The sequence below is a fragment of the Streptomyces sp. NPDC005794 genome (assembly GCF_042871445.1).
In the GTDB taxonomy this organism is placed as follows: domain Bacteria; phylum Actinomycetota; class Actinomycetes; order Streptomycetales; family Streptomycetaceae; genus Streptomyces.
Window position 1 is genome coordinate 107,071 of the sequence record NZ_JBIAIN010000001.1, and the last position, 21,819, is coordinate 128,889.

Consider the following 21,819-nt stretch of genomic DNA (forward strand, 5'->3'; position numbering starts at 1 on the left):
CATAGTTAAGGAGGCCGCCGTGGCCGGCGCCCTGAAGAACGTGACCGACGACTCCTTCGATGAGGACGTCCTGAAGAACGAGAAGCCCGTACTGGTGGACTTCTGGGCTGCCTGGTGCGGCCCGTGCCGCCAGATCGCGCCTTCGCTGGAGGCCATCGCGGCTGAGCACGGCGACGAGATCGAGATCGTCAAGCTCAACATCGACGAGAACCCGGCCACGGCGGCGAAGTACGGCGTGATGTCGATCCCGACGCTCAACGTGTACCAGGGCGGCGAGGTTGCCAAGACCATCGTCGGCGCCAAGCCGAAGGCCGCCATTCTTCGCGACCTCGAGAACTTCATCGGGCAGAAGTAGCGACTGACTGTTTCACGTGAAACGGGCCCATCCTTCGGGATGGGCCCGTTTTTCATGCTCCGCAGCCATCATCCGCAGGAGTCAGAGAGGCCGCAGCGCCGGCTCCTTCTGCACTGCACCCAGCAGCCGGTCCAATGCCAGCTCGACATCTTCCTTCCAGGAGAGCGTCGTGCGCAGCTCAAGCCTCAGCCGCGGATACATGGGGTGAGGGCGCACCGTCTTGAAGCCGACCGCGAGCAAGTGATCCGCCGGCAGGACACAGGCCGGCTCCTTCCACCGCGCGTCGCCGAAAGCCTCGATCGCCCTGACGCCGCGTCGAAGCAGGTCCTTGGCGACTGTCTGCACCATCACACGGCCCAACCCCTGCCCCTGGAAACCCGGCACAATCAACGAGGTCATCAACTGCACGGCATCGGGGGATACGGGACTGGTGGGGAAGGCCATGGCCCGGGGAACGTACGCAGGTGGTGCATAGAGAACGAAGCCGGCGGCGACATCGTCCACGTAGACGACCCGCCCGCAGGAGCCCCACTCCAGTAGCACGGCGGAGATCCAGGCTTCCTTCTCAAGTTCGGGCCTGCCCGCCTTTATCGCAGCTTCCCCGCTGACCGGGTCAAGTTCCCAGAAGACACACGAGCGGCAACGTCTGGGGAGATCCGGAAGGTTGTCCAGTGTGAGCGGTACGAGCCGACGCCCCATGTAGGCGGTTCCTCACTTCCTTCGCCCGCCGCATCGCGTGCGGCTGCCAGCGCACTCCGTTCTCGGAACAGGCTGCCGACGAACCCCCCGACAGCACCAAGCCCCAACCCGACTGATACCAGGTGGCTGCGATTCACTGATCGCACGGCCCCCGCCTCCTCTGCGGTGGATCACGGTGGTGGATACGCCATACCAGATCGCATCGTATCCACCCAGAGGTGATGGGGACACCGAGAGACGGCAAAGGGCGGGCCGAGTTTCGGAGAACTTCCCGGAACTCGACCCGCCCCTTGCCGTCCAGCAGTGTCAGGCCTCGTCGGCCTCAGCCTGCTCTTCCTCGATGCTCTGTTCCAGCACGCGTCCCTCCCCAGGAGCAAGGCTGCCGAGAATGCGGTCCAGATCCTCCATCGAGGCGAACTCGACGACGATCTTTCCCTTCTTCTGCCCGAGATCGACCTTTACTCGCGTCTCGAACCGGTCGGAAAGGCGCGAGGCAAGATCAGTCAGAGCTGGTGCGACCCTGCCGCCGGCCCTGGGCCCACGAGGCTTGGCGGAACTCGTGGGCTCGGATCCGAGAAGATTCACGATCTCCTCGACCGCACGCACCGACAGCCCTTCGGCCACGATGCGGTGAGCCAGCCGATCCTGTTCCTCGGAGTCGTCCACAGACAGCAGGGCCCTCGCATGACCGGCCGAGATGACCCCCGCCGCGACCCTGCGCTGCACCGGCGGAGACAGCCGCAGCAGACGCAGCGTGTTCGACACCTGGGGACGGGACCGGCCGATCCGGTCGGCCAGCTGATCATGAGTGCACTTGAAGTCCTTCAGCAGCTGGTCGTACGCCGCCGCCTCCTCCAAGGGATTCAGCTGAGCCCGGTGCAGGTTCTCCAGGAGTGCGTCGAGGAGCAGCTTCTCGTCATCGGTCGCACGAACGATGGCCGGGATGCGCTCCAGACCGGCTTCGCCGCATGCCCTCCAACGGCGCTCACCCATGATGAGCTCGAAGCGGTCCTCGGCAACCTTGCGCACGACGACGGGCTGGAGGAGACCGACCTCCTTGATGGAGGTGACCAGCTCTGCCAGAGCGTCCTCGTCGAAAACCTCGCGAGGCTGCCTGGGGTTGGGCGTGATCCATGCGAGGGGGATCTCAGCGAAGTACGCCCCGGCGGCATCGGTCTGTCCGGTGGCGGGTTCCAGGTCCCCGACTGGCGAACTCGGCTCCGGTACCACCGCTCCGGAGGGGAGCGCGGTCAATTTCGCAGCCGCCACCCCACGCTCGGCCGTCATGACGGGGGGCGCACCCACCGCCTGCGTACCGGATGCTGAGCCCGCGATCTGCTTCTCCTGCGGAGCTGCGGGAATCAGAGCACCGAGCCCACGTCCCAGCCCTCTACGACGCTCGCTCACTGCATGCCCTCCGAATGGCTCTGCTGATTGTTCTGTACGCCCGTGTGGGCAGGCTCGCCCGCCGGAGCGTGCTGGGCCTCGTAATGCACTCCGACGCCTCTCAGCGCGATCTCACGGGCCGCCTCGAGGTAGGACAGGGACCCGCTGGAGCCCGGATCGTACGTCAAGACGGTCTGCCCGTAGCTCGGGGCCTCCGAGATGCGCACGGAGCGCGGGATGCTGGTGCGCAGCACCTCCTTGCCGAAGTGGCTGCGCACCTCCTCCGCCACCTGTGAAGCAAGCCTGGTTCGGCCGTCGTACATGGTGAGCAGGATCGTCGAAACGTGAAGGTCAGGGTTCAGGTGCCCCCGGACCAGGTCGACGTTGCGAAGCAGCTGACCGAGGCCCTCCAGTGCGTAGTACTCGCACTGGATCGGAATGAGCACCTCTGCTCCAGCCACGAGGGCATTGACCGTCAGCAGACCGAGCGAGGGCGGGCAGTCGATGAGGATGTAGTCCAGTGGCTGGTCATACGCCTGGATCGCCCGCTGCAGTCGGCTCTCCCTCGCGACCAACGACACCAGCTCGATCTCCGCACCGGCGAGATCGATGGTCGCCGGCGCACAGAAGAGACCTTCGACGTCCGGCACCGGCTGGACCACCTCGGAGAGTGGCATGCCCTCCACCAGGACGTCGTAGATGGAGGGGACTTCCGCGTGATGGTCGATCCCCAGAGCCGTGGAGGCATTTCCCTGCGGGTCGAGGTCCACCACCAGGACACGCGCACCGTGCAGTGCAAGCGAGGCGGCAAGGTTGACCGTCGAGGTCGTCTTGCCCACGCCGCCTTTCTGGTTGGCCACGACCATGACGCGCGTCCGGTCGGGTCGTGGGAGCCCCTCACCGGCGCGGCCGAGGGCCTCGACCGCCAGCTGAGCGGCACGACCAATAGGTGTGTCGTCCATCGGTGGCGGTGTTTCACGTGAAACACCTTCCCCCAGGGACTCGGTACGGGGACCGGGGACCGGATCGGTCATCGGTCCCGCGATGTTGGCGTCGGACCGCAAGGATTCACTCTCCTCGACTTCAGGCTCGCAATGAACAGAGCCTGCCATGCTTTCGGGGTCACGAACCAGCGAGGCCGACTGTTCTGTGGATGAATCCGGTTCTGTGGACAACTCGGTAGCCCGTGCGGGCTTGCGGTCGCGCGGCGCGGCAGCCGCACGACCGCGGCCGATGATTCCCTGCAGCAGAGAGCGACGTTTCACGTGAAACACGATGCCCCTGCAGTACAGCGGCAGGGTCCCGACACTCCGCAGGCGGCGCATATCGCTGCTTGCATGGAGCATCAGCACAAAGAACCCTCACGTGCATGAAAATGAATAAAGGGTGGCGGGCCCACCCCTCACTCATCGGCGCCGTCGCGTCCGGCCCACCCTGGCAGCCTTGGCTCGCTTTGCGGCGAACCTCACACCGCCCGGACTCTCCCCGACCACCACGCGCACCACTGTGGACGCAGGATCGACCAGGCCTTCACCGACGTGGAGTACCTCGGTCTCCACCACTCCCAGCTTGCTCAGGGCGGCACGAGCTCCCTGGATCTCCTCCTCGGCCGTGCCTCCCTTGAGCGCGAGCATCTCTCCGTACGGGCGGAGCAGAGGCACTCCCCATCCGGCCAGCCGGTCCAGCGGGGCCACGGCCCTGGCCGTCACCACGTGAACGGGCTGTAGCGTCCCCAGCACCTCTTCGGCCCGGCCGCGGACGACCGTCACATGATCCAGCCCGAGAAGCTCGACGACCTCCTGAAGGAAGTTCGTTCGGCGCAGCAGCGGCTCGAGCAGCGTGATCTTCAGGTCGGGGCGTACCAGTGCCAACGGGATGCCGGGAAGGCCGGCCCCCGAGCCCACATCGCACACTGTGACACCTGCGGGAACCACCTCAGAGAGCACCGCACAGTTCAGCAGGTGGCGCTCCCACAGGCGGGGCACCTCGCGGGGACCGATCAGTCCTCGCTTGACGCCCGCGTCCGCGAGCAGCTCCGCGTACCTGACAGCCTCTGGAAAGAACTCACCGAATACCGCCTGCGCCTCCTTGGGCGCCTGAGGGAGCTCTGCTTCCTCCGTCACGGGGACCGTCCTTCCGTACCGCACTAGCACGCTGACTATCAGGCTGACAAAGATCGGCCCCGCCTGCGAACAGACGGGGCCGATCGTACAAGGATCCGGTCAGGCCGGGAGAACGACGACGAAGCGCTGCGGCTCCTCGCCCTCGGACTCGCTGCGCAGACCTGCTGCCGCGATCGCGTCATGCACGACCTTGCGTTCGAACGGCGTCATCGGCTCCAGCTTCACCGGCTCGCCCGAGCTCTTGACCTCATCCGCGGCCTTGGCACCCAGCGCGGCCAGAACCTCACGCTTCTTGGCACGGAAACCGGCGATGTCCAGCATCAGACGGCTACGGTCACCGGTCTCACGGTGAACGGCCAGGCGCGTCAGCTCCTGAAGCGCCTCCAGCACCTCACCGTCGCGGCCCACAAGCTTCTGCAGGTCACGCGCCGAGTCGCTGATGATCGAGACTGCGGCCCGGTCCGCTTCCACATCCATGTCGATATCGCCGTCGAGGTCGGCGATGTCGAGCAGGCCTTCGAGGTAATCAGCCGCGATCTCCCCCTCCTGCTCGAGGCGGGTCAGAGTGTCGCTGCCCTCAGCGGCCGTGGTGGTGGTGCCTTCCGTCACGGATGGACTCCTTCTTACTTCTTGGACGGGTGCTTGGGCCGCTGCGGGCCCTTGCGCTGTCCGGACTTGGCTTGGCGTGAGGAGCCGGACGCGGCGGGCTTGCCCGCCGGCTTCGGCTTGTCGTCCTGCGATGCGTCCCGCTTCTCCAGCGACGTCTTGGATTCCGAGCCGGAGTCCTTCGCCGTGCCGGGATGCGTGGCAGTGGTGTGACGCTTCGCCTTGGTCTGGCGCTTGGGCTGCTGCCGCTTGGCCGCAGTACCGCCCTCGGCCTCGAGGACAGCGGCTTCGCTCTTCGCGACCGTACCGTCGTCCTGGGCGGCGAGACCCAGCTTGGCCAGACCGGTGATGAACTTGCGCTCGATGTCGTTGCGGTCGGTCCCCTTGGCAACGATCCGCTTCACGGTGTTGCGCCGCGTCCTGCCGCGCACCTCGCCATGAGAGGTCACGCTCTTCAGCAGCCGGCCCAGGTACTGGTCCTGCGCCTTGCTGCCCGGTGTCGGGTTCTGGTTGATCACGTACATCTGCTGACCCATGGTCCAGACGTTCGTGGTGAGCCAGTAGACGAGGACACCGACGGGGAAGTTGATGCCCATGACGGCGAAGATGACCGGGAAGATGTACATCAGCATCTTCTGCTGCTGCATGTACGGGGTCTTGACCGTGAGGTCGACGTTCTTCGTCATCAGCTGGCGCTGCGTGAAGAACTGCGAGGCGGACATCATCACGATCATGATCGCGGTCACGACGCGGACGTCGGTCAGCGAGGCGCCGAGCGCCTGGACCTTCTCTTCGCTGTCCATGAACTTCGCGGCCAGCGGAGCGCCGAAGATGTGCGCCTGACGGGCGCTGTCCAGCAGCGGCTGGTCGATGACGCCGATCGTCTTGCCCGAGGCGATGGCCGAGAGCACGTGGTAGAGGGCGAAGAAGAACGGGGACTGCGCCAGGATGGGAAGACACGAGGAGAGCGGGTTGGTACCCGTCTCCTTGTACAGCTTCATCATCTCTTCGGACTGACGCTGCTTGTCGTTCTTGTAGCGCTCCTGGATCGCCTTCATCTTCGGCTGGAGCACCTGCATGTTCCGGGTCGACTTGATCTGCTTGACGAACAGCGGGATCAGGCAGATCCGGATCAGGACGACCAGGGACACGATGGACAGGCCCCAGGCCCACCCCGTGTCATCGCCGAACAGCGCTCCGTACAGCTTGTGGAACTGGACGATGACCCACGAAACAGGTGTGGTGATAAAGCTGAACAGACTGGCAATCGTGTCCACTAATCAGGCTCCTTGAGCTTTGGGCGAGGTCTCTGTGGCCGGGCTCAGGGGTTCGGAGACCGACCCCCCGGAAGGCACATCGGCGGCGGAGTCCCCGCCCTTGCCGCCACGCACACAGCTGCGCAGCAGTTCGTGCCAACGCGGACGTTTGCGTGGCGGTACGTGATCCACGCCGCCGGGTGACCACGGATTGCATCGCAGGATGCGCCATGCGGTCAGCGCTGTTCCCTTGATCGCACCGTGCCGGTCGATCGCCGTATATCCATAGTGGGAACACGACGGGTAGTAGCGGCAGACAGGCCCCAGAAGCGGGCTGATCGTCCACTGGTACAGCTTGATCAGAGCCAGCAGCGGGTACTTCATCGCGCACCCCCTCCCAGCAGCCGCTGAAGAGCGGCGTCCAGGTCTCGGGCCAGCTGTGCATGGTCGGCGTCACCCGATCCGGGTAGCGCTCGTACGACAACAAGGCTACCGGGGGGCAGCTGAGCAAGCCGATCGCGGACCAGATGGCGAAGCTTCCGCTTCACCGCGGTGCGAACGACCGCTCCACCCACGGCTTTGCTGACAACGAAACCCGCACGTGGCGGGGGAGCACTCTCCCCTGTCACGTGCGGGTCCGTAACACCGCTGCGTAGATGTACGACGAGTAGCGGGCGTCCGGCCCGACGTCCCCGGCGTACAGCGGCTGCGAAGTCCTCGCGCCGCCTCAGCCGATTCTCGGTAGGCAGCACGTCATGACCTGGCCGCGATCAGGCGGACAGGTTGGCGCGGCCCTTGCCACGGCGGTTCGCGAGGATCGCGCGGCCGGCACGGGTACGCATCCGCAGGCGGAAGCCGTGGGTCTTGGCGCGACGACGATTGTTCGGCTGGAAGGTGCGCTTGCTCACTCGGGGGCTCCAGAAATGATTCGTGTGTTGGCGGGACATCGCCTGGCTGTCACCGTGCGCCCACGAGGAACTCGCGTAAACGCCTTAGTGCACCGCTTCACAATCACAGATCGTGATGTTTGCCCATCGGAGGCAGGCGGCAGCAGCCATCGACAACTCGACCTGGTCACGGTACGCGCGGCTACGCCATCGGGTCAAACCGGCTTCGCGCCACCCCCTGCTGTACACAGCCTGTGGACAACAACTTGAACCGTGCGGGTCGGCCTGACTACCGTGGCTGAACTCCGGTTCATTTCCTTCCTGCCTGCCGGGCCTCACCCGACCCGACCCATCCCGTCCCGAGAAGTACACATTCGTGGGACATGCGAGAGAGCGTGCCTTGTGGCTGACGTACCTGCCGATCTTGCCGCAGTGTGGCCGCGAGTGCTGGAACAACTCCTCGGGGAGGGCCAGCAGGGCATCGAGCCGAAGGACAAGCAGTGGATCGAGCGCTGCCAGCCTCTGGCACTCGTCGCCGACACCGCGCTGCTGGCCGTACCCAACGAGTGGGGCAAGCGTGTCCTCGAGGGCCGGCTCGCACCGCTGATCAGCGAAACGCTCACCCGTGAGTGCGGACGCCCGATCCGGATCGCGATCACCGTCGACGATTCCGCCGGCGAGCCTCCCGCTCCGCCGGCGCCCCCCATGCACCAGCCCCACCAGGGGCAGCAGTCCCACCGTTACCAGGGGCCTCAGCACGACGAGCCCTCGCGTAACGACGGATACGACAACTACGGCCCCCGGTCCTCCGACGACGGCATGCCTACGGCCCGGCCCGCCTACCCGGACTACCAGCAGCACCGTCCCGAGCCAGGCGCTTGGCCGCGCGTCCAGGAGGACCTCTCCTGGCAGCCCCGCCACGGCGGGTACCAGGACCGCGACCCGTACGCGAGCCCCCGCCCTCAGCAGCCGCAGCACGACTACCGTCCGCAGCCGCCCGAGCACCAGGGCTACGAGCCGCGGGACAGCCGCGACCGCCACGATCTGCAGGACCAGCAGCCGCAGCACCGCCAGAGCGGCCCCGGAACCGGCAGGAACGGCGGCGGCCCCATGGGCACGCAGTCCGCGCCCCCGCCCGGCACCGGTGAGCCGCACGCCCGGCTGAATCCGAAGTACCTCTTCGACACCTTTGTGATCGGGGCGTCCAACCGCTTCGCGCACGCGGCGGCGGTCGCCGTCGCGGAGGCCCCGGCGAAGGCGTACAACCCCCTCTTCATCTACGGCGAGTCGGGGCTCGGCAAGACCCACCTGCTGCACGCCATCGGGCACTACGCGCGAAGCCTCTACCCGGGCACCCGGGTGCGGTACGTGAGCTCCGAGGAGTTCACGAACGAATTCATCAACTCGATCCGCGACGGCAAGGGCGACACCTTCCGCAAGCGCTACCGCGACGTGGACATCCTCCTGGTCGACGACATCCAGTTCCTGGCGAGCAAGGAGTCGACGCAGGAGGAGTTCTTCCACACCTTCAACACCCTGCACAACGCCAACAAGCAGATCGTGCTGTCCTCTGACCGTCCGCCCAAGCAGCTGGTGACCCTCGAGGACCGGCTGCGCAACCGGTTCGAGTGGGGCCTCACCACCGATGTGCAGCCGCCGGAGCTGGAGACGCGTATCGCGATCCTCCGCAAGAAGGCCGTGCAGGAGCAGCTCAACGCCCCTCCGGAGGTACTCGAGTTCATCGCCTCCCGCATCTCGCGCAACATCCGCGAGCTGGAGGGAGCTCTCATCCGTGTGACCGCCTTCGCGAGCCTGAACCGGCAGCCGGTGGACCTCGGCCTGACCGAGATCGTGCTCAAGGACCTGATCCCGGGCGGCGAGGACTCGGCTCCCGAGATCACCGCGCCGGCCATCATGGCGGCGACCGCGGACTACTTCGGACTGACGGTGGAGGATCTCTGCGGATCCTCGCGCAGCCGCGTCCTGGTGACCGCGCGCCAGATCGCCATGTATCTGTGCCGCGAGCTGACAGATCTCTCCCTGCCCAAGATCGGCGCCCAGTTCGGCGGACGCGACCACACCACGGTGATGCACGCCGACCGGAAGATCCGTGCCCTGATGGCGGAGCGGCGCTCCATCTACAACCAGGTCACCGAGCTCACCAACCGCATCAAGAACGGCTGAGGCCCCAAGCGCGGCCAGACCGCCGCACAGCGCGCCCTGGGCGCCCCGCGAGGACCGTACGACGTCCTCACGGGGCGCCCTTTCTTCGTCCGGGACTGCTGGGAGCGGGCTCCAGAAACCGGCGCGCAACGGGCCTCGGGCGGCCTCCGGGGCCACTCCGTGCACCCGGTCCCGGTCAGGTCCACGGCCTGCGGGAGGGCTCAGGCCCTGCGCAGTGTTCGAATACGGGCCTCGGACCAGCCCTTCTCCACAGAAGAACGAGAAATCCGGCGTCCACAGCCTGGGGACTGCGAAGTTGTCCAGATTGCGTCCACAGGGCCGACTGTCGATACTCCATCAGGCCAGGTCACATGCCTGGGGATTTGTGGTCAACGATCATCCACAGCCTGTGGACAGAGATTTCGTCCACAGGGTCGCGATGACGTTGTCCACCGTCGGCCCACAGGCGGGCCCCTGTTGTCCCCAGCTTCTCCACACCCCTGTCCACTGTTCGGCAACACAACACCCGCTTTCACTGCCGAGAGTGAAAGGCGTCACACAAGGGGCCTCGGTTGAGCTGTGGGGAACGTGGGTAAAGCTGGGGACAGCCCTGGGGAGAAGTCACCCTGCCCTGTGCATCGGGTGTGCAGAACTTTCGCGTGTCCACAGAAACGCCTGGTTGTCCACCGGTGCCACCCACAGGGTCGGTGGACAAAAAACAGCGTCTGACCTGCAAAGACGACGTTATCCACGGTTTCCACAGGGCCTACTACTACTACCACTCAGAGTTAGTCAGGAATCCGCTTCGAAGTGGGGCCTGTGCACAACTCGAGCCGCGAGCTCGGCGAACCTCTTGGCGCGACTTGACCCCGAGCAGCAACGAGTGTCGGTGCCGTACGTCAGACTGGACCCCGGTGGCCACCCCAGCCCTTCGCTGGGAGCCCCGTTCAGACGACGAAGGCCAGCAGGGCGAGCGAGCAACAGCAGGAGGCGGTTCCGGTGAAGATCCGGGTGGAGCGCGATGTACTCGCGGAGGCGGTGGCCTGGGTGGCACGAAGCCTCCCGGCCCGTCCGCCGGCGCCCGTTCTTGCGGGCCTTCTGCTGAAGGCTGAGGACGGCGCCCTCAGCTTCTCGAGCTTCGACTACGAGGTCTCGGCCAAGGTCTCCGTGGACGCGGAGGTCGAGGAGGACGGCACGGTGCTCGTCTCCGGCCGGCTGCTCGCCGACATCTGCCGGGCCCTGCCGAACAGGCCGGTGGAGATCTCCACGGACGGTGTACGGGCCACGGTGGTCTGTGGCTCCTCGCGGTTCACACTCCACACCCTGCCTGTGGAGGAGTACCCGGCACTTCCGCAGATGCCGACCGCCACGGGCACCGTCCCCGGTGAGGTCTTCGCCTCCGCCGCGGCACAGGTCGCCATCGCGGCCGGGCGTGACGACACCCTGCCGGTCCTGACCGGCGTCCGGATCGAGATCGAGGGCGAGACCGTCACCCTCGCTTCGACCGACCGCTACCGCTTCGCGGTCCGTGAGTTCCTGTGGAAGCCGGAGAACCCCGACGCCTCGGCCGTGGCCCTGGTGCCCGCCAAGACGCTCCTGGACACCGCCAAGGCACTGACCAGCGGTGACACCGTGACGCTGGCGCTGTCCGGCTCGGGTGCGGGTGAAGGGCTCATCGGTTTCGAGGGCGCGGGACGCCGCACGACCACGCGGCTGCTCGAAGGCGACCTCCCGAAGTACCGGACCCTGTTCCCCACCGAGTTCAACTCGGTGGCGGTCATCGAGACCGCCCCGTTCGTCGAGGCCGTCAAGCGTGTGGCCCTCGTCGCCGAGCGGAACACCCCGGTGCGGCTCAGCTTCGAGCAGGGCGTGCTGATCCTGGAGGCCGGTTCCAGCGACGACGCACAGGCTGTGGAGCGTGTCGACGCCGTGCTCGAGGGCGACGACATCTCGATCGCCTTCAACCCGACCTTCCTGCTGGACGGGCTCAGCGCGATCGACTCCCCGGTCGCCCAGCTCTCCTTCACGACGTCGACCAAGCCGGCCCTGCTCAGTGGCCGGGCGGCCGTCGACGCCGAGGCGAACGACTCGTACAAGTACCTGATCATGCCGGTCCGCCTCTCCGGCTGATCCGGCGGTCGTTCCTGTCATCGGCAGTTTCCGGCGGGCAGGCTCAGCGCAGAGCGGGCCCACCGTGCTGCACCCCGCCGTGCTGTTCCGGCCGGGCGTAGGCTCGGTCCTGGGTACGAATCGGCACAACGCTTAAGGAATCTCTGATGGAGCTCGGTCTCGTCGGCCTCGGCAAGATGGGCGGCAACATGCGCGAGCGCATCCGCCGCGCAGGGCACACGGTCATCGGTTACGACCGCAACCCGGACGTCGCCGATGTCCACAGCCTCGAAGAGCTTGTGGGCAAGCTCAAGGGTCCGCGCGTCGTGTGGGTGATGGTCCCGGCAGGTGCCGCGACCCAGTCCACCATCGACGAGCTGGCCGAGTTGCTCTCCCCGGGCGACGTCGTCGTGGACGGTGGGAACTCCCGCTGGACCGATGACGAGAAGCACGCCGTCGAGCTGGGCATCAAGGGCATCGGATTCGTCGACTGCGGCGTCTCCGGTGGCGTCTGGGGCCTGGAGAACGGCTACGCCCTGATGTACGGCGGCGACGCCGCGAACGTCGAGAAGGTCCAGCCGGTCTTCGACGCCCTCAAGCCCGAGGGTGAGTTCGGTTCCGTCCACGCGGGCAAGGTCGGCGCCGGCCACTTCGCCAAGATGGTCCACAACGGCATCGAGTACGCCATGATGCAGGCCTACGCCGAGGGCTGGGAGCTCCTGGAGAAGGTCGACTCCGTCACCGACGTGCGCGAGGTCTTCCGCTCCTGGCAGGAGGGCACGGTCATCCGTTCCTGGCTGCTCGACCTGGCGGTCAACGCGCTGGACGACGACGAGCACCTCGACCAGCTCCGTGGCTTCGCCGCGGACTCCGGCGAGGGCCGCTGGACGGTCGAGGCCGCGATCGACAACGCGGTGCCGCTGCCCGCGATCACCGCGTCCCTGTTCGCGCGTTTCGCCTCGCGCCAGGACGACTCCCCGCAGATGAAGATGATCGCCGCGCTGCGCAACCAGTTCGGCGGCCACGCGGTCGAGAACAAGAAGTAGGACTGCGGGCCGCGGGAGCGGACGGCCCGCGGCACAACGGCACACAGCAGAGCACGCAGTCGGAAGGGTCGGCGACCATGCACGTCACGCATCTCTCGCTGGCCGACTTCCGCTCGTACGCCCGGGTCGAGGTTCCTCTCGACCCGGGCGTCACCGCGTTCGTGGGGGCCAACGGCCAGGGCAAGACCAATCTGGTGGAGGCGGTCGGCTATCTCGCCACGCTCGGCAGCCACCGGGTGTCGTCCGACGCCCCCCTGGTGCGGATCGGCGCGGAACGCGCCGTCGTACGCGCTGCGGTCACCCAGGGCGAGCGCTCGCAGCTGATCGAGCTGGAGCTCAATCCGGGCCGCGCCAATCGGGCCCGTATCAACAGGTCGTCGCAGGTCAGGCCCCGTGACGTCCTGGGGATAGTGCGGACGGTGCTCTTCGCTCCGGAGGACCTGGCGCTCGTGAAGGGTGACCCGGGCGAGCGCCGGCGTTTTCTGGACGAGCTGATCACGGCGCGCTCCCCCCGCATGGCAGGAGTCCGCTCCGACTACGAGCGGGTGCTGAAGCAGCGGAACACCCTGCTGAAGTCCGCCGCCATGGCCCGCAGACACGGTGGCCGGTCGATGGATCTGTCCACGCTCGACGTGTGGGACCAGCACCTGGGCCGGGTGGGGGCGGAGCTGCTGGCGCAGCGGCTCGACCTGATCGCGACCCTGCAGCCGCTGGCGGACAAGGCGTACGCGGACGTGGCCCCCGGCGGTGGGCCGGTGACGATGGAGTACCGCAGCTCGGTCGGCGCCGATGTGGAGCCCGCGCGCAATCGCGAGGAGTTGTACGAGCAGGTGATGGCCGCGCTGGTGCAGGCACGCAAACAGGAGATCGAGCGCGGCGTGACGCTGGTCGGACCGCACCGTGACGATCTGGTGCTGGGCCTGCGCGGCATGCCGGCGAAGGGGTACGCGAGCCACGGCGAGTCCTGGTCGTACGCCCTCGCACTGAGGCTGGCCTCGTACGACCTGCTCCGCACCGAGGGCAACGAGCCGGTGCTGGTGCTCGACGACGTGTTCGCCGAGCTGGACGCGCGCCGCCGCGAGCGGCTGGCGGAGCTGGTGGCTCCCGGCGAGCAGGTGCTGGTGACGGCCGCTGTGGACGACGACGTACCGGGTGTGCTGGCCGGGGCGCGGTATGCGGTGTCCGCCGGGGCGGTGGAGCGGCTGTGAGCGGTGCGGACGAGCAGGCCGGGCCCACGCCGGGGCCGGTGAAGCAACCTGACGTGTCGGGCGTGGACCTGGCGCGCGTGGCCCTGCGGGCGGCGAAGGAGCAGGCCCGCGCCCGGGGCGCCGCGGCGCAGCAGAAGAAGCAGGCGAGGCGAGGCGGCGGTCTGCGGTCGGGCGCCCGGTCCGACGGCCGTGACCCGTTGCCGCTGGGTTCGGCGATCAACCGGCTGATCACCGAGCGGGGCTGGGAGACCCCGGCGGCCGTCGGGGGTGTGATGGGCCGCTGGCCGCAGATCGTCGGTGGCGATCTGGCCAATCACTGCGTGCCGGTGCGGTACGACGAGGATCCGGCCGAGCGGGTTCTGACCGTGCAGTGCGATTCGACGGCGTGGGCGACACAGCTGCGGTTGCTGGCGCCTCAGCTGGTGGCCCGGCTGAACACGGATCTGGGCCACGGCACCGTACGGATGATCAAGGTGCTCGGCCCCGGCGGTCCACAGCGCACATTCGGCCCGCTCCGGACGCCCGGGAGTAAGGGACCCGGCGACACCTACGGCTGAGCAGGCCTTTTCCTCCGCCGAGGCCTTCCGGTACCGGTCCACGCCGAGGATGGCCCGAGGGCGTTCCACCCGCTTATGTCGTGATTTGCCGAGGACCTGGCCTTTCCGGTCTGTGTGGATAAGTAGGGATCCGCGTCGCGCGCGGAGCTCGGACCGTCCCTCACCGTAGCGGGAGGTTGACAGGCCGAAGCGCGCAATGCCCTCGTGAGCCTCCCGGGGCCCCTTCCCGAATATGGGGAGTCGTCAGCCGCTCATTCAGGGCGGCACATGCGTACTCAGGCACCGGCAAACCCCCATTCATGTCGGCGCTACCGGTAGACTGATGGACAATCCCGCTTCCTCGCGGGAGTCGTCGATACAAGCCGAACGACGCAGCCGCTCCCGCCTGCCGGAGAACGGCCTGTGCTGTGCCAGAAAGGGCGCTTCGTGGCCGATTCCGGCAACCCCAACGAGAACATCCCGTCCACAGCCGGTGAGCACGGCGAGGTGACCGCCTCGTACGACGCCAGCGCGATCACCGTGCTCGAAGGCCTGGACGCGGTCCGCAAGCGACCCGGTATGTACATCGGGTCAACCGGTGAGCGCGGTCTCCACCACCTCGTGCAAGAGGTTGTCGACAACTCGGTCGACGAGGCCATGGCCGGGCACGCGGACACCATTGACGTCACGATCCTCGCCGACGGCGGGGTACGTGTGATCGACAACGGCCGCGGTATCCCGGTCGGCATCGTGCCGTCCGAGGGCAAGCCGGCCGTCGAGGTCGTCCTCACCGTGCTGCACGCCGGCGGCAAGTTCGGCGGCGGCGGCTATGCCGTCTCCGGCGGTCTGCACGGCGTCGGCGTCTCCGTCGTCAACGCCCTGTCCACACGGGTGGCGGTGGAGGTCAAGACGGACGGCTACCGCTGGACCCAGGACTACAAGCTCGGTGTCCCGACAGCCCCGCTGGCCCGTCACGAGGCCACCGAGGAGACGGGCACGACCGTCACCTTCTGGGCCGACGGAGACGTCTTCGAGACCACCGACTACTCCTTCGAGACCCTCTCGCGCCGCTTCCAGGAGATGGCGTTCCTCAACAAGGGGCTCACCCTCAAGCTCACCGACGAGCGCGAGGCGGCGAGGGCCACGGCGGGCGCGGACAGCGCCGAGGTGGTCGACGTCCCCGACGAGGAGTCGACCCGCACGGTCACGTATCACTACGAGAACGGCATCGTCGACTTCGTCAAGTACCTGAACTCCCGCAAGGGAGACCTCATTCACCAGTCGGTGATCGACATCGAGGCCGAGGACAAGGAGCGACTCCTCTCGGCCGAGATCGCCATGCAGTGGAACACGCAGTACACGGAGGGGGTCTACTCCTTCGCCAACGCGATCCACACGCACGAGGGCGGTACGCACGAGGAGGGCTTCCGCGCGGCGCTGACCTCGCTGGTCAACCGCTACGCGCGCGACAAGAAGCTGCTGCGCGAGAAGGACGACAACCTCACCGGTGAGGACGTCCGCGAGGGTCTGACGGCGATCATCTCGGTGAAGCTGGGCGAGCCCCAGTTCGAGGGCCAGACGAAGACCAAGCTGGGCAACACCGAGGCGAAGACCTTCGTCCAGAAGGTCGTCCACGAGCAGCTGACGGACTGGTTCGACCGGAACCCCAACGAGGCCGCCGACATCATCCGCAAGGGCATCGCGGCCTCCACGGCCCGTGTCGCGGCCCGTAAGGCGCGTGACCTCACCCGGCGCAAGGGGCTCCTGGAGAGCGCCTCGCTGCCCGGCAAGCTGAGCGACTGCCAGTCCAACGACCCGACGAAGTGCGAGATCTTCATCGTCGAGGGTGACTCCGCCGGTGGTTCGGCGAAGTCCGGCCGTAACCCGATGTACCAGGCCATCCTGCCGATCCGAGGCAAGATCCTGAACGTCGAGAAGGCCCGGATCGACAAGATCCTGCAGAACACCGAGGTCCAGGCCCTGATCTCGGCCTTCGGCACCGGGGTCCACGAGGACTTCGACATCGAGAAGCTCCGCTATCACAAGATCATCCTGATGGCGGACGCCGACGTCGACGGCCAGCACATCAACACCCTGCTACTGACGTTCCTGTTCCGCTTCATGCGGCCGCTGGTCGAGTCCGGGCACGTGTATCTCTCGCGCCCGCCGCTCTACAAGATCAAGTGGGGCCGCGACGACTTCGAGTACGCGTACTCGGACCGCGAGCGCGACGCCCTGGTGGCGCTCGGCAAGCAGAACGGCAAGCGGATCAAGGAAGACTCGATCCAGCGCTTCAAGGGCCTCGGTGAGATGAACGCCGAGGAGCTGCGCGTCACCACGATGGACATCGACCACCGTGTGCTGGGCCAGGTCACGCTGGACGACGCGGCGCAGGCCGACGACCTGTTCTCGGTGCTGATGGGCGAGGACGTCGAGGCACGGCGCTCGTTCATCCAGCGCAACGCCAAGGACGTCCGCTTCCTCGACATCTGAGTCGGCCGTACAAGCAAGCCGCAGCGCGAAAGGACTTTGACCAGCAATGGCCGACGAGAACACCCCTGTGATGCCCGAAGAGGAACCCGCTGTCCCGGGCGTGGGCATGCGTGTCGAGCCCGTGGGGCTCGAGACGGAGATGCAGCGCTCCTACCTCGACTACGCGATGTCCGTCATCGTGTCGCGAGCGCTGCCCGACGTGAGGGACGGTCTGAAGCCCGTCCACCGCCGGGTGCTGTACGCGATGTACGACGGCGGCTACCGGCCCGAGAAGGGCTTCTACAAGTGCGCCCGTGTCGTCGGCGACGTCATGGGTACGTACCACCCGCACGGCGACTCCTCGATCTACGACGCGCTCGTGCGACTGGCACAGCACTGGTCGATGCGCATGCCGCTGGTGGACTCCAACGGCAACTTCGGTTCCCCGGGCAACGACCCGGCCGCGGCCATGCGGTACACCGAGTGCAAGATGATGCCGCTGTCCATGGAGATGGTCCGGGACATCGACGAGGAGACCGTCGATTTCAAGGACAACTACGACGGCCGCAACCAGGAGCCGGTCGTTCTGCCGGCCCGGTTCCCGAACCTGCTGATCAACGGCTCGGCAGGCATCGCGGTGGGTATGGCCACCAACATCCCGCCGCACAACCTGCGCGAGGTCGCCGCGGGTGCGCAGTGGTACCTGGAGCACCCGGAGGCTTCGCACGAGGAGCTCCTGGACGCTCTGCTGGAGCGGATCAAGGGACCGGACTTCCCGACGGGCGCGCTCGTCGTCGGCCGCAAGGGCATCGAAGAGGCGTACCGCACGGGGCGTGGCTCGATCACGATGCGCGCGGTGGTGGCGGTCGAGGAGATCCAGGGCCGGCAGTGCCTGGTCGTCACGGAGCTTCCGTACCAGACCAACCCCGACAACCTCGCGCAGAAGATCGCCGACCTGGTGAAGGACGGCAAGGTCGGCGGCATCGCGGACGTCCGTGACGAGACGTCCTCGCGCACGGGTCAGCGGCTGGTCGTCGTACTGAAGCGTGACGCGGTCGCCAAGGTCGTGCTGAACAACCTCTACAAGCACACCGATCTGCAGTCGAACTTCGGCGCGAACATGCTGGCGCTCGTCGACGGGGTGCCGCGCACGCTGTCGATCGACGCGTTCATCCGGCACTGGGTGACGCACCAGATCGAGGTCATCGTCCGGCGTACGAGGTTCCGGCTGCGCAAGGCCGAGGAGCGGGCGCACATCCTGCGCGGCCTGCTCAAGGCACTGGACGCGATCGACGAGGTCATCGCGCTCATCCGGCGCAGCAACACCGTGGAGATCGCGCGCGAGGGCCTGATGGGCCTGCTGGAGATCGACGAGCTCCAGGCGAACGCGATCCTGGAGATGCAGCTGCGCCGCCTGGCCGCGCTGGAGCACCAGAAGATCACCGCTGAGCACGACGAGCTCCAGGCGAAGATCAACGAGTACAACGAGATCCTCGCCTCGCCGGCGCGCCAGCGTCAGATCGTCAGCGAGGAACTGGCGGCGATCGTCGACAAGTTCGGCGACGACCGGCGCTCCAAGCTGGTGCCCTTCGACGGCGACATGTCGATCGAGGACCTCATCGCCGAGGAAGACATCGTCGTCACCATCTCGCGCGGCGGCTACGTCAAGCGCACCAAGACGGACGACTACCGCTCGCAGAAGCGCGGCGGCAAGGGCGTGCGCGGCACGAAGCTCAGGGAAGACGACATCGTCGACCACTTCTTCGTGTCGACGACGCACCACTGGCTGCTGTTCTTCACGAACAAGGGCCGGGTCTACCGGGCCAAGGCGTACGAGCTGCCGGACGCCGGCCGGGACGCGCGTGGCCAGCACGTCGCCAACCTGCTGGCCTTCCAGCCGGATGAGCAGATCGCACAGATCCTGGCGATCCGCGACTACGAGGCCGCGCCGTATCTGATCCTGGCCACGAAGGGCGGTCTGGTGAAGAAGACCGCGCTGAAGGACTACGACTCCCCGCGGTCGGGTGGTGTCATCGCGATCAACCTGCGGGAGACCCAGGACGGCAGCGACGACGAACTGATCGGCGCCGAGTTGGTGTCGGCCGAGGACGATCTGCTGCTCGTCAGCAGGAAGGCACAGTCGATCAGGTTCACCGCGACGGACGACGCGCTGCGCCCGATGGGGCGTGCCACTTCGGGCGTGAAGGGCATGAGTTTCCGCGAGGGCGACGAACTGCTGTCGATGAATGTTGTCCGGCCCGGTACGTTCGTGTTCACTGCCACCGACGGCGGGTATGCGAAGCGGACCGCTGTCGACGAGTACCGCGTCCAGGGTCGTGGCGGTCTGGGTATCAAGGCCGCCAAGATCGTCGAGGACCGTGGTTCGCTGGTCGGCGCGCTGGTGGTGGAGGAAGCGGACGAGATCCTCGCCATCACGCTCGGCGGCGGTGTGATTCGTACGCGAGTCAATGAAGTCAGGGAGACGGGCCGTGACACCATGGGCGTCCAACTGATCAATCTGGGCAAGCGTGATGCCGTCGTCGGTATCGCGCGCAACGCCGAGGCCGGTCGTGAGGCCGAAGAGGTCGACGGGATCGAAGAGGCCGAAGGCGCCACGGTCGAGGCCCATGCCGAGAACGTGGTCGAGGGCACAGTCGAGGGCACGGAGCCCTCGGCAGGGGAGCACGAGGAGTAGAGCGTGAGTGGAGCCACGGGCGCCGGTTCGGCCGCTTCCGGAGCTGGAGCGAACGGTGCCCGTGGCCCTGCCACGGACTCCCAAGGGGGCACTGTGACGGACACTCGGGGACCTCAGCCGCAGTACGAGGGGTACGCGACCGGGCCGTTGCCCGGTGAGCGGGAGCCCGCAGCGGCCCAGGGGCCCTACCACCCGCCCCAGGCGTACCAGTCGCCTGCGGGCGGTACGCAGGGCGGAGACACACAGGGCGGTGTACAGGGCGCAGGCGGCACGCAGGCGACCCGGCTGCCCCGGACGGGGGCGCGGACCACTCCGCGTACCCGTAAGGCGCGTCTGCGGGTGGCGAAGGCCGATCCGTGGTCGGTGATGAAGGTCAGTTTCCTGCTCTCCATCGCGCTCGGGATCTGCACGGTGGTCGCTGCCGCCGTCCTGTGGATGGTGATGGACGCGATGGGCGTCTTCTCCACCGTGGGCGGCACCATCAGTGAGGCCACCGGATCGAACGAGAGCAACGGCTTCGATCTGCAGTCGTTCCTGTCGCTGCCGCGGGTCCTCATCTTCACGTCGGTCATCGCGGTGATCGACGTGGTGCTGGCGACCGCGCTGGCGACGCTGGGCGCGTTCATCTACAACCTGTCGGCGGGCTTCGTGGGTGGCGTGGAGCTCACTCTCGCCGAGGACGAGTAGGACGCCGGGTATCGATTTTGGGACTGGCCCCGACGTGCGCTAATCTTCAGAAGTCAGCGCAGCAGCGCGGCGGGGCTATAGCTCAGTTGGTTAGAGCGCATCCCTGATAAGGATGAGGCCACAGGTTCAAATCCTGTTAGCCCCACCAGCACGAAGGCCCCTCACCGGTAACGGTGGGGGGCCTTCGGCATGTACGGCTGACATCAGCCGGTCAGTGGATCTTCCAGAAGCTCCGCGAGCATCGTCACGGCTTCCCGCTCACCGTCATGGTCGCTCGCCAGGGCTGAGGCCGGGACCGGGTGGTGCAGCGATCGGCCTCTTTGCTGCACTCGCGGAGCAATTCCGGACGACTTAGCCTGAAATAAAGGATCCTCGAGTGAAAAGGGAGCCTTGAGATGCATTTTGTCCTGCTCGCGACCCATGATGCGGAAGTCTGTCCGACGGCCAACGCGGCGACGCGCGACCTGATGCTCAAGACCGCTCCCGACATGCCGGGCCTCGCCCAGAAGGCGGGCGTCGACATCGTGGCCGGTCCCTTCGTCAACCGTGAGCACACGATCGTCGCGGTCGTACAGTCCGACAAGGTCGAGAACGTCGACCGCTTCCTGCTGGAGGCTCGCCTCCCTCAATGGAATCGCGTCCGCGTGCTGCCGTCGCTGACCATGGAAGAAGGTCTCGCCGAAATCCAGGCGCAGACGCCGATCTTCTGACGCAACCGCCCAGGAACGAGGCGGTGCATCGGCGTAGTTGGGGGCGACTCCTGCCTCTCACCGGAAACGGTGGGGGGCCTTCGGCATGTACGGCTTGGTGCGGGTGCGGGTGCGGGTGCGGGTGCGGGTGCGGGTGCGGGTGCCCCGTGCTCTGTGCCGGGTCCACCTGTGCGAGGCGGACGCCGTGCGCACCCGCCGCCGCAGAGTACGTACGGGCGCACGGAAAAGGCCCCCGCCGGTGTGAACCGGACCAGGGGCCTGGGTGGCGTCAGCGGGGCCCTCAGGGTGGCAGCGGGGCTGAGTCCCCGGCGGGTGTCGCGCCGTGGGTGGAGTGGGTGCTGTTCGTCGTCCGCGAGACGTCCGTGGTGTCGGCGGACAGCTGGCGGGTGGCCGGCGAGGAGCCGTGCGCCTCGGCGCGGATGCGCTGCTTCATCGTGGGTGGCAGCGACCTGTCACGCGGAAGGGTCCATCGCACCGACGGGGTGGTCGGAGTTGCCGGGGCGGCACCCGTGTGCTGCTGGTTCGTGACCGTCGGCTCCGCGGCCGTGGCCTGGGCGGTGGCGAGACCCAGCGACGCGAGGAGTGCGAAGAAGGCGGTGACGAAGGCGGTCCAGATGCTCTTGACCCTGAAGGTGCTCATGGCCCCTCGCTTTCAGGTGGTCCGGTTTGCTTACCTTTCCGATGATGTGGATCCGGCCCCCGGAAACCGGGATCGACGCCCCCGGTGCGCCGATCTTCCGATGAACACCACTCTTATGGTTCAACCGGCTCGGAAAAGCTGCTCCGAGGGGTGGCGGGTGGCCCCGACAGGGGTCCGGAAGGGGTGGTGTGGGGGGTCCGGGGAGGTCACCGATCGGTATCGGCCGGTGTGTATAGTCGGG

Annotated in this window: 20 protein-coding genes and 1 tRNA gene; 11 read left to right on the forward strand and 10 right to left on the reverse strand. The window is 67.1% G+C overall.

The genetic code is table 11. From position 1 onward, the window contains the following. Positions 1–19: 19 nt before the first annotated feature. On the forward strand, positions 20–355 hold the full coding sequence (gene trxA / locus ACFYQ5_RS00485) for a thioredoxin (RefSeq protein WP_389190965.1): 336 nt from the start codon (positions 20–22) through the stop codon (positions 353–355). A gap of 81 nt (positions 356–436) precedes the next feature. Here trxA and ACFYQ5_RS00490 read toward each other — a convergent pair whose 3' ends face one another. The 9 genes from ACFYQ5_RS00490 to rpmH all read right to left on the reverse strand — a co-directional run bounded on the left by ACFYQ5_RS00490 (position 437) and on the right by rpmH (position 7,333). Continuing rightward, on the reverse strand, positions 437–1,054 hold the full coding sequence (locus ACFYQ5_RS00490) for a GNAT family N-acetyltransferase (RefSeq protein WP_389190967.1): 618 nt from the start codon (positions 1,052–1,054) through the stop codon (positions 437–439). A 306-nt stretch (positions 1,055–1,360) separates the two neighbouring features. Beyond that, complete coding sequence (locus tag ACFYQ5_RS00495; protein WP_389190969.1) at positions 1,361–2,461, reverse strand: ParB/RepB/Spo0J family partition protein; 1,101 nt, start codon at positions 2,459–2,461, stop codon at positions 1,361–1,363. Next, positions 2,458–3,552 (reverse strand): ParA family protein, encoded by a 1,095-nt coding sequence (locus tag ACFYQ5_RS00500; protein ID WP_389191917.1) that lies wholly within the window; start codon positions 3,550–3,552, stop codon positions 2,458–2,460. Before ACFYQ5_RS00500 ends, ACFYQ5_RS00495 begins: the two co-directional genes overlap by 4 nt. Before the next feature lie 294 nt (positions 3,553–3,846). Then, positions 3,847–4,563 carry a 16S rRNA (guanine(527)-N(7))-methyltransferase RsmG gene (rsmG, locus tag ACFYQ5_RS00505; RefSeq protein ID WP_351275220.1) on the reverse strand — a complete coding sequence of 239 codons (717 nt, stop codon included), beginning with the start codon at positions 4,561–4,563 and terminating at the stop codon, positions 3,847–3,849. Positions 4,564–4,662: 99 nt separating this feature from the next. Next, positions 4,663–5,172, reverse strand: a complete 510-nt coding sequence (locus ACFYQ5_RS00510) for a protein jag (RefSeq protein WP_389190971.1) — start codon at positions 5,170–5,172, stop codon at positions 4,663–4,665. A 14-nt stretch (positions 5,173–5,186) separates the two neighbouring features. Next, a complete protein-coding gene (yidC, locus tag ACFYQ5_RS00515) occupies positions 5,187–6,446 on the reverse strand; it encodes a membrane protein insertase YidC (protein WP_389190973.1) in 1,260 nt (419 codons plus the stop codon). Positions 6,447–6,449: 3 nt separating this feature from the next. Further along, complete coding sequence (gene yidD / locus ACFYQ5_RS00520; protein ID WP_356430091.1) at positions 6,450–6,809, reverse strand: membrane protein insertion efficiency factor YidD; 360 nt, start codon at positions 6,807–6,809, stop codon at positions 6,450–6,452. After that, positions 6,806–7,177, reverse strand: a complete 372-nt coding sequence (gene rnpA / locus ACFYQ5_RS00525; protein ID WP_099173276.1) for a ribonuclease P protein component — start codon at positions 7,175–7,177, stop codon at positions 6,806–6,808. The genes yidD and rnpA overlap by 4 nt, the downstream gene beginning before the upstream one ends. Before the next feature lie 18 nt (positions 7,178–7,195). Continuing rightward, positions 7,196–7,333 carry a 50S ribosomal protein L34 gene (gene rpmH, locus ACFYQ5_RS00530; protein WP_014047156.1) on the reverse strand — a complete coding sequence of 46 codons (138 nt, stop codon included), beginning with the start codon at positions 7,331–7,333 and terminating at the stop codon, positions 7,196–7,198. Positions 7,334–7,714: 381 nt separating this feature from the next. Between rpmH and dnaA the strand changes: the two genes are divergently transcribed. The 10 genes from dnaA to ACFYQ5_RS00580 all read left to right on the forward strand — a co-directional run bounded on the left by dnaA (position 7,715) and on the right by ACFYQ5_RS00580 (position 20,938). Continuing rightward, positions 7,715–9,496, forward strand: a complete 1,782-nt coding sequence (gene dnaA, locus ACFYQ5_RS00535; RefSeq protein WP_389190976.1) for a chromosomal replication initiator protein DnaA — start codon at positions 7,715–7,717, stop codon at positions 9,494–9,496. Positions 9,497–10,474: 978 nt separating this feature from the next. Then, the gene (gene dnaN / locus ACFYQ5_RS00540; RefSeq protein WP_359464132.1) at positions 10,475–11,605 is read left to right on the forward strand and encodes a DNA polymerase III subunit beta; all 1,131 of its coding nucleotides are present in this window, start codon (positions 10,475–10,477) and stop codon (positions 11,603–11,605) included. A gap of 146 nt (positions 11,606–11,751) precedes the next feature. After that, positions 11,752–12,630: a phosphogluconate dehydrogenase (NAD(+)-dependent, decarboxylating) gene (gene gnd, locus ACFYQ5_RS00545; RefSeq protein ID WP_073750678.1), complete on the forward strand. Its 879-nt coding sequence runs from the start codon at positions 11,752–11,754 to the stop codon at positions 12,628–12,630. A 77-nt stretch (positions 12,631–12,707) separates the two neighbouring features. Continuing rightward, positions 12,708–13,838: a DNA replication/repair protein RecF gene (recF, locus tag ACFYQ5_RS00550; protein WP_389190978.1), complete on the forward strand. Its 1,131-nt coding sequence runs from the start codon at positions 12,708–12,710 to the stop codon at positions 13,836–13,838. After that, entirely contained in the window at positions 13,835–14,395 is a 561-nt protein-coding gene (locus tag ACFYQ5_RS00555) for a DUF721 domain-containing protein (protein WP_389190980.1), read from the forward strand. Before recF ends, ACFYQ5_RS00555 begins: the two co-directional genes overlap by 4 nt. Before the next feature lie 402 nt (positions 14,396–14,797). Continuing rightward, the gene (gyrB, locus tag ACFYQ5_RS00560; RefSeq protein ID WP_389190982.1) at positions 14,798–16,867 is read left to right on the forward strand and encodes a DNA topoisomerase (ATP-hydrolyzing) subunit B; all 2,070 of its coding nucleotides are present in this window, start codon (positions 14,798–14,800) and stop codon (positions 16,865–16,867) included. 46 nt (positions 16,868–16,913) lie between these two features. Further along, entirely contained in the window at positions 16,914–19,541 is a 2,628-nt protein-coding gene (gyrA, locus tag ACFYQ5_RS00565) for a DNA gyrase subunit A (RefSeq protein ID WP_389190984.1), read from the forward strand. A 93-nt stretch (positions 19,542–19,634) separates the two neighbouring features. After that, entirely contained in the window at positions 19,635–20,228 is a 594-nt protein-coding gene (locus ACFYQ5_RS00570) for a DUF3566 domain-containing protein (protein ID WP_389190986.1), read from the forward strand. A gap of 71 nt (positions 20,229–20,299) precedes the next feature. Then, a tRNA-Ile gene (locus ACFYQ5_RS00575) sits at positions 20,300–20,376 on the forward strand. Between the two features lie 247 nt (positions 20,377–20,623). Further along, complete coding sequence (locus ACFYQ5_RS00580; RefSeq protein WP_389190988.1) at positions 20,624–20,938, forward strand: hypothetical protein; 315 nt, start codon at positions 20,624–20,626, stop codon at positions 20,936–20,938. A 280-nt stretch (positions 20,939–21,218) separates the two neighbouring features. Here the strand turns inward: ACFYQ5_RS00580 and ACFYQ5_RS00585 are convergent, their stop codons facing one another. After that, positions 21,219–21,578, reverse strand: coding sequence for a DUF6344 domain-containing protein (locus ACFYQ5_RS00585; protein ID WP_389190991.1), 360 nt, complete (start codon positions 21,576–21,578; stop codon positions 21,219–21,221). Between the last annotated feature and the right edge of the window lie 241 nt (positions 21,579–21,819).

Excerpts from the sequence above, each read along its gene's own strand:
- ACFYQ5_RS00585 (WP_389190991.1), bottom strand. The coding sequence starts at position 21,578 with ATGAGCACCTTCAGGGTCAAGAGCATCTGGACCGCCTTCGTCACCGCC.
- gyrA (WP_389190984.1), top strand. The coding sequence starts at position 16,914 with ATGGCCGACGAGAACACCCCTGTGATGCCCGAAGAGGAACCCGCTGTC.
- ACFYQ5_RS00580 (WP_389190988.1), top strand. The coding sequence starts at position 20,624 with ATGCATTTTGTCCTGCTCGCGACCCATGATGCGGAAGTCTGTCCGACG.
- gnd (WP_073750678.1), top strand. The coding sequence starts at position 11,752 with ATGGAGCTCGGTCTCGTCGGCCTCGGCAAGATGGGCGGCAACATGCGC.
- ACFYQ5_RS00500 (WP_389191917.1), bottom strand. The coding sequence starts at position 3,552 with ATGGCAGGCTCTGTTCATTGCGAGCCTGAAGTCGAGGAGAGTGAATCC.
- yidD (WP_356430091.1), bottom strand. The coding sequence starts at position 6,809 with ATGAAGTACCCGCTGCTGGCTCTGATCAAGCTGTACCAGTGGACGATC.
- recF (WP_389190978.1), top strand. The coding sequence starts at position 12,708 with ATGCACGTCACGCATCTCTCGCTGGCCGACTTCCGCTCGTACGCCCGG.
- ACFYQ5_RS00490 (WP_389190967.1), bottom strand. The coding sequence starts at position 1,054 with ATGGGGCGTCGGCTCGTACCGCTCACACTGGACAACCTTCCGGATCTC.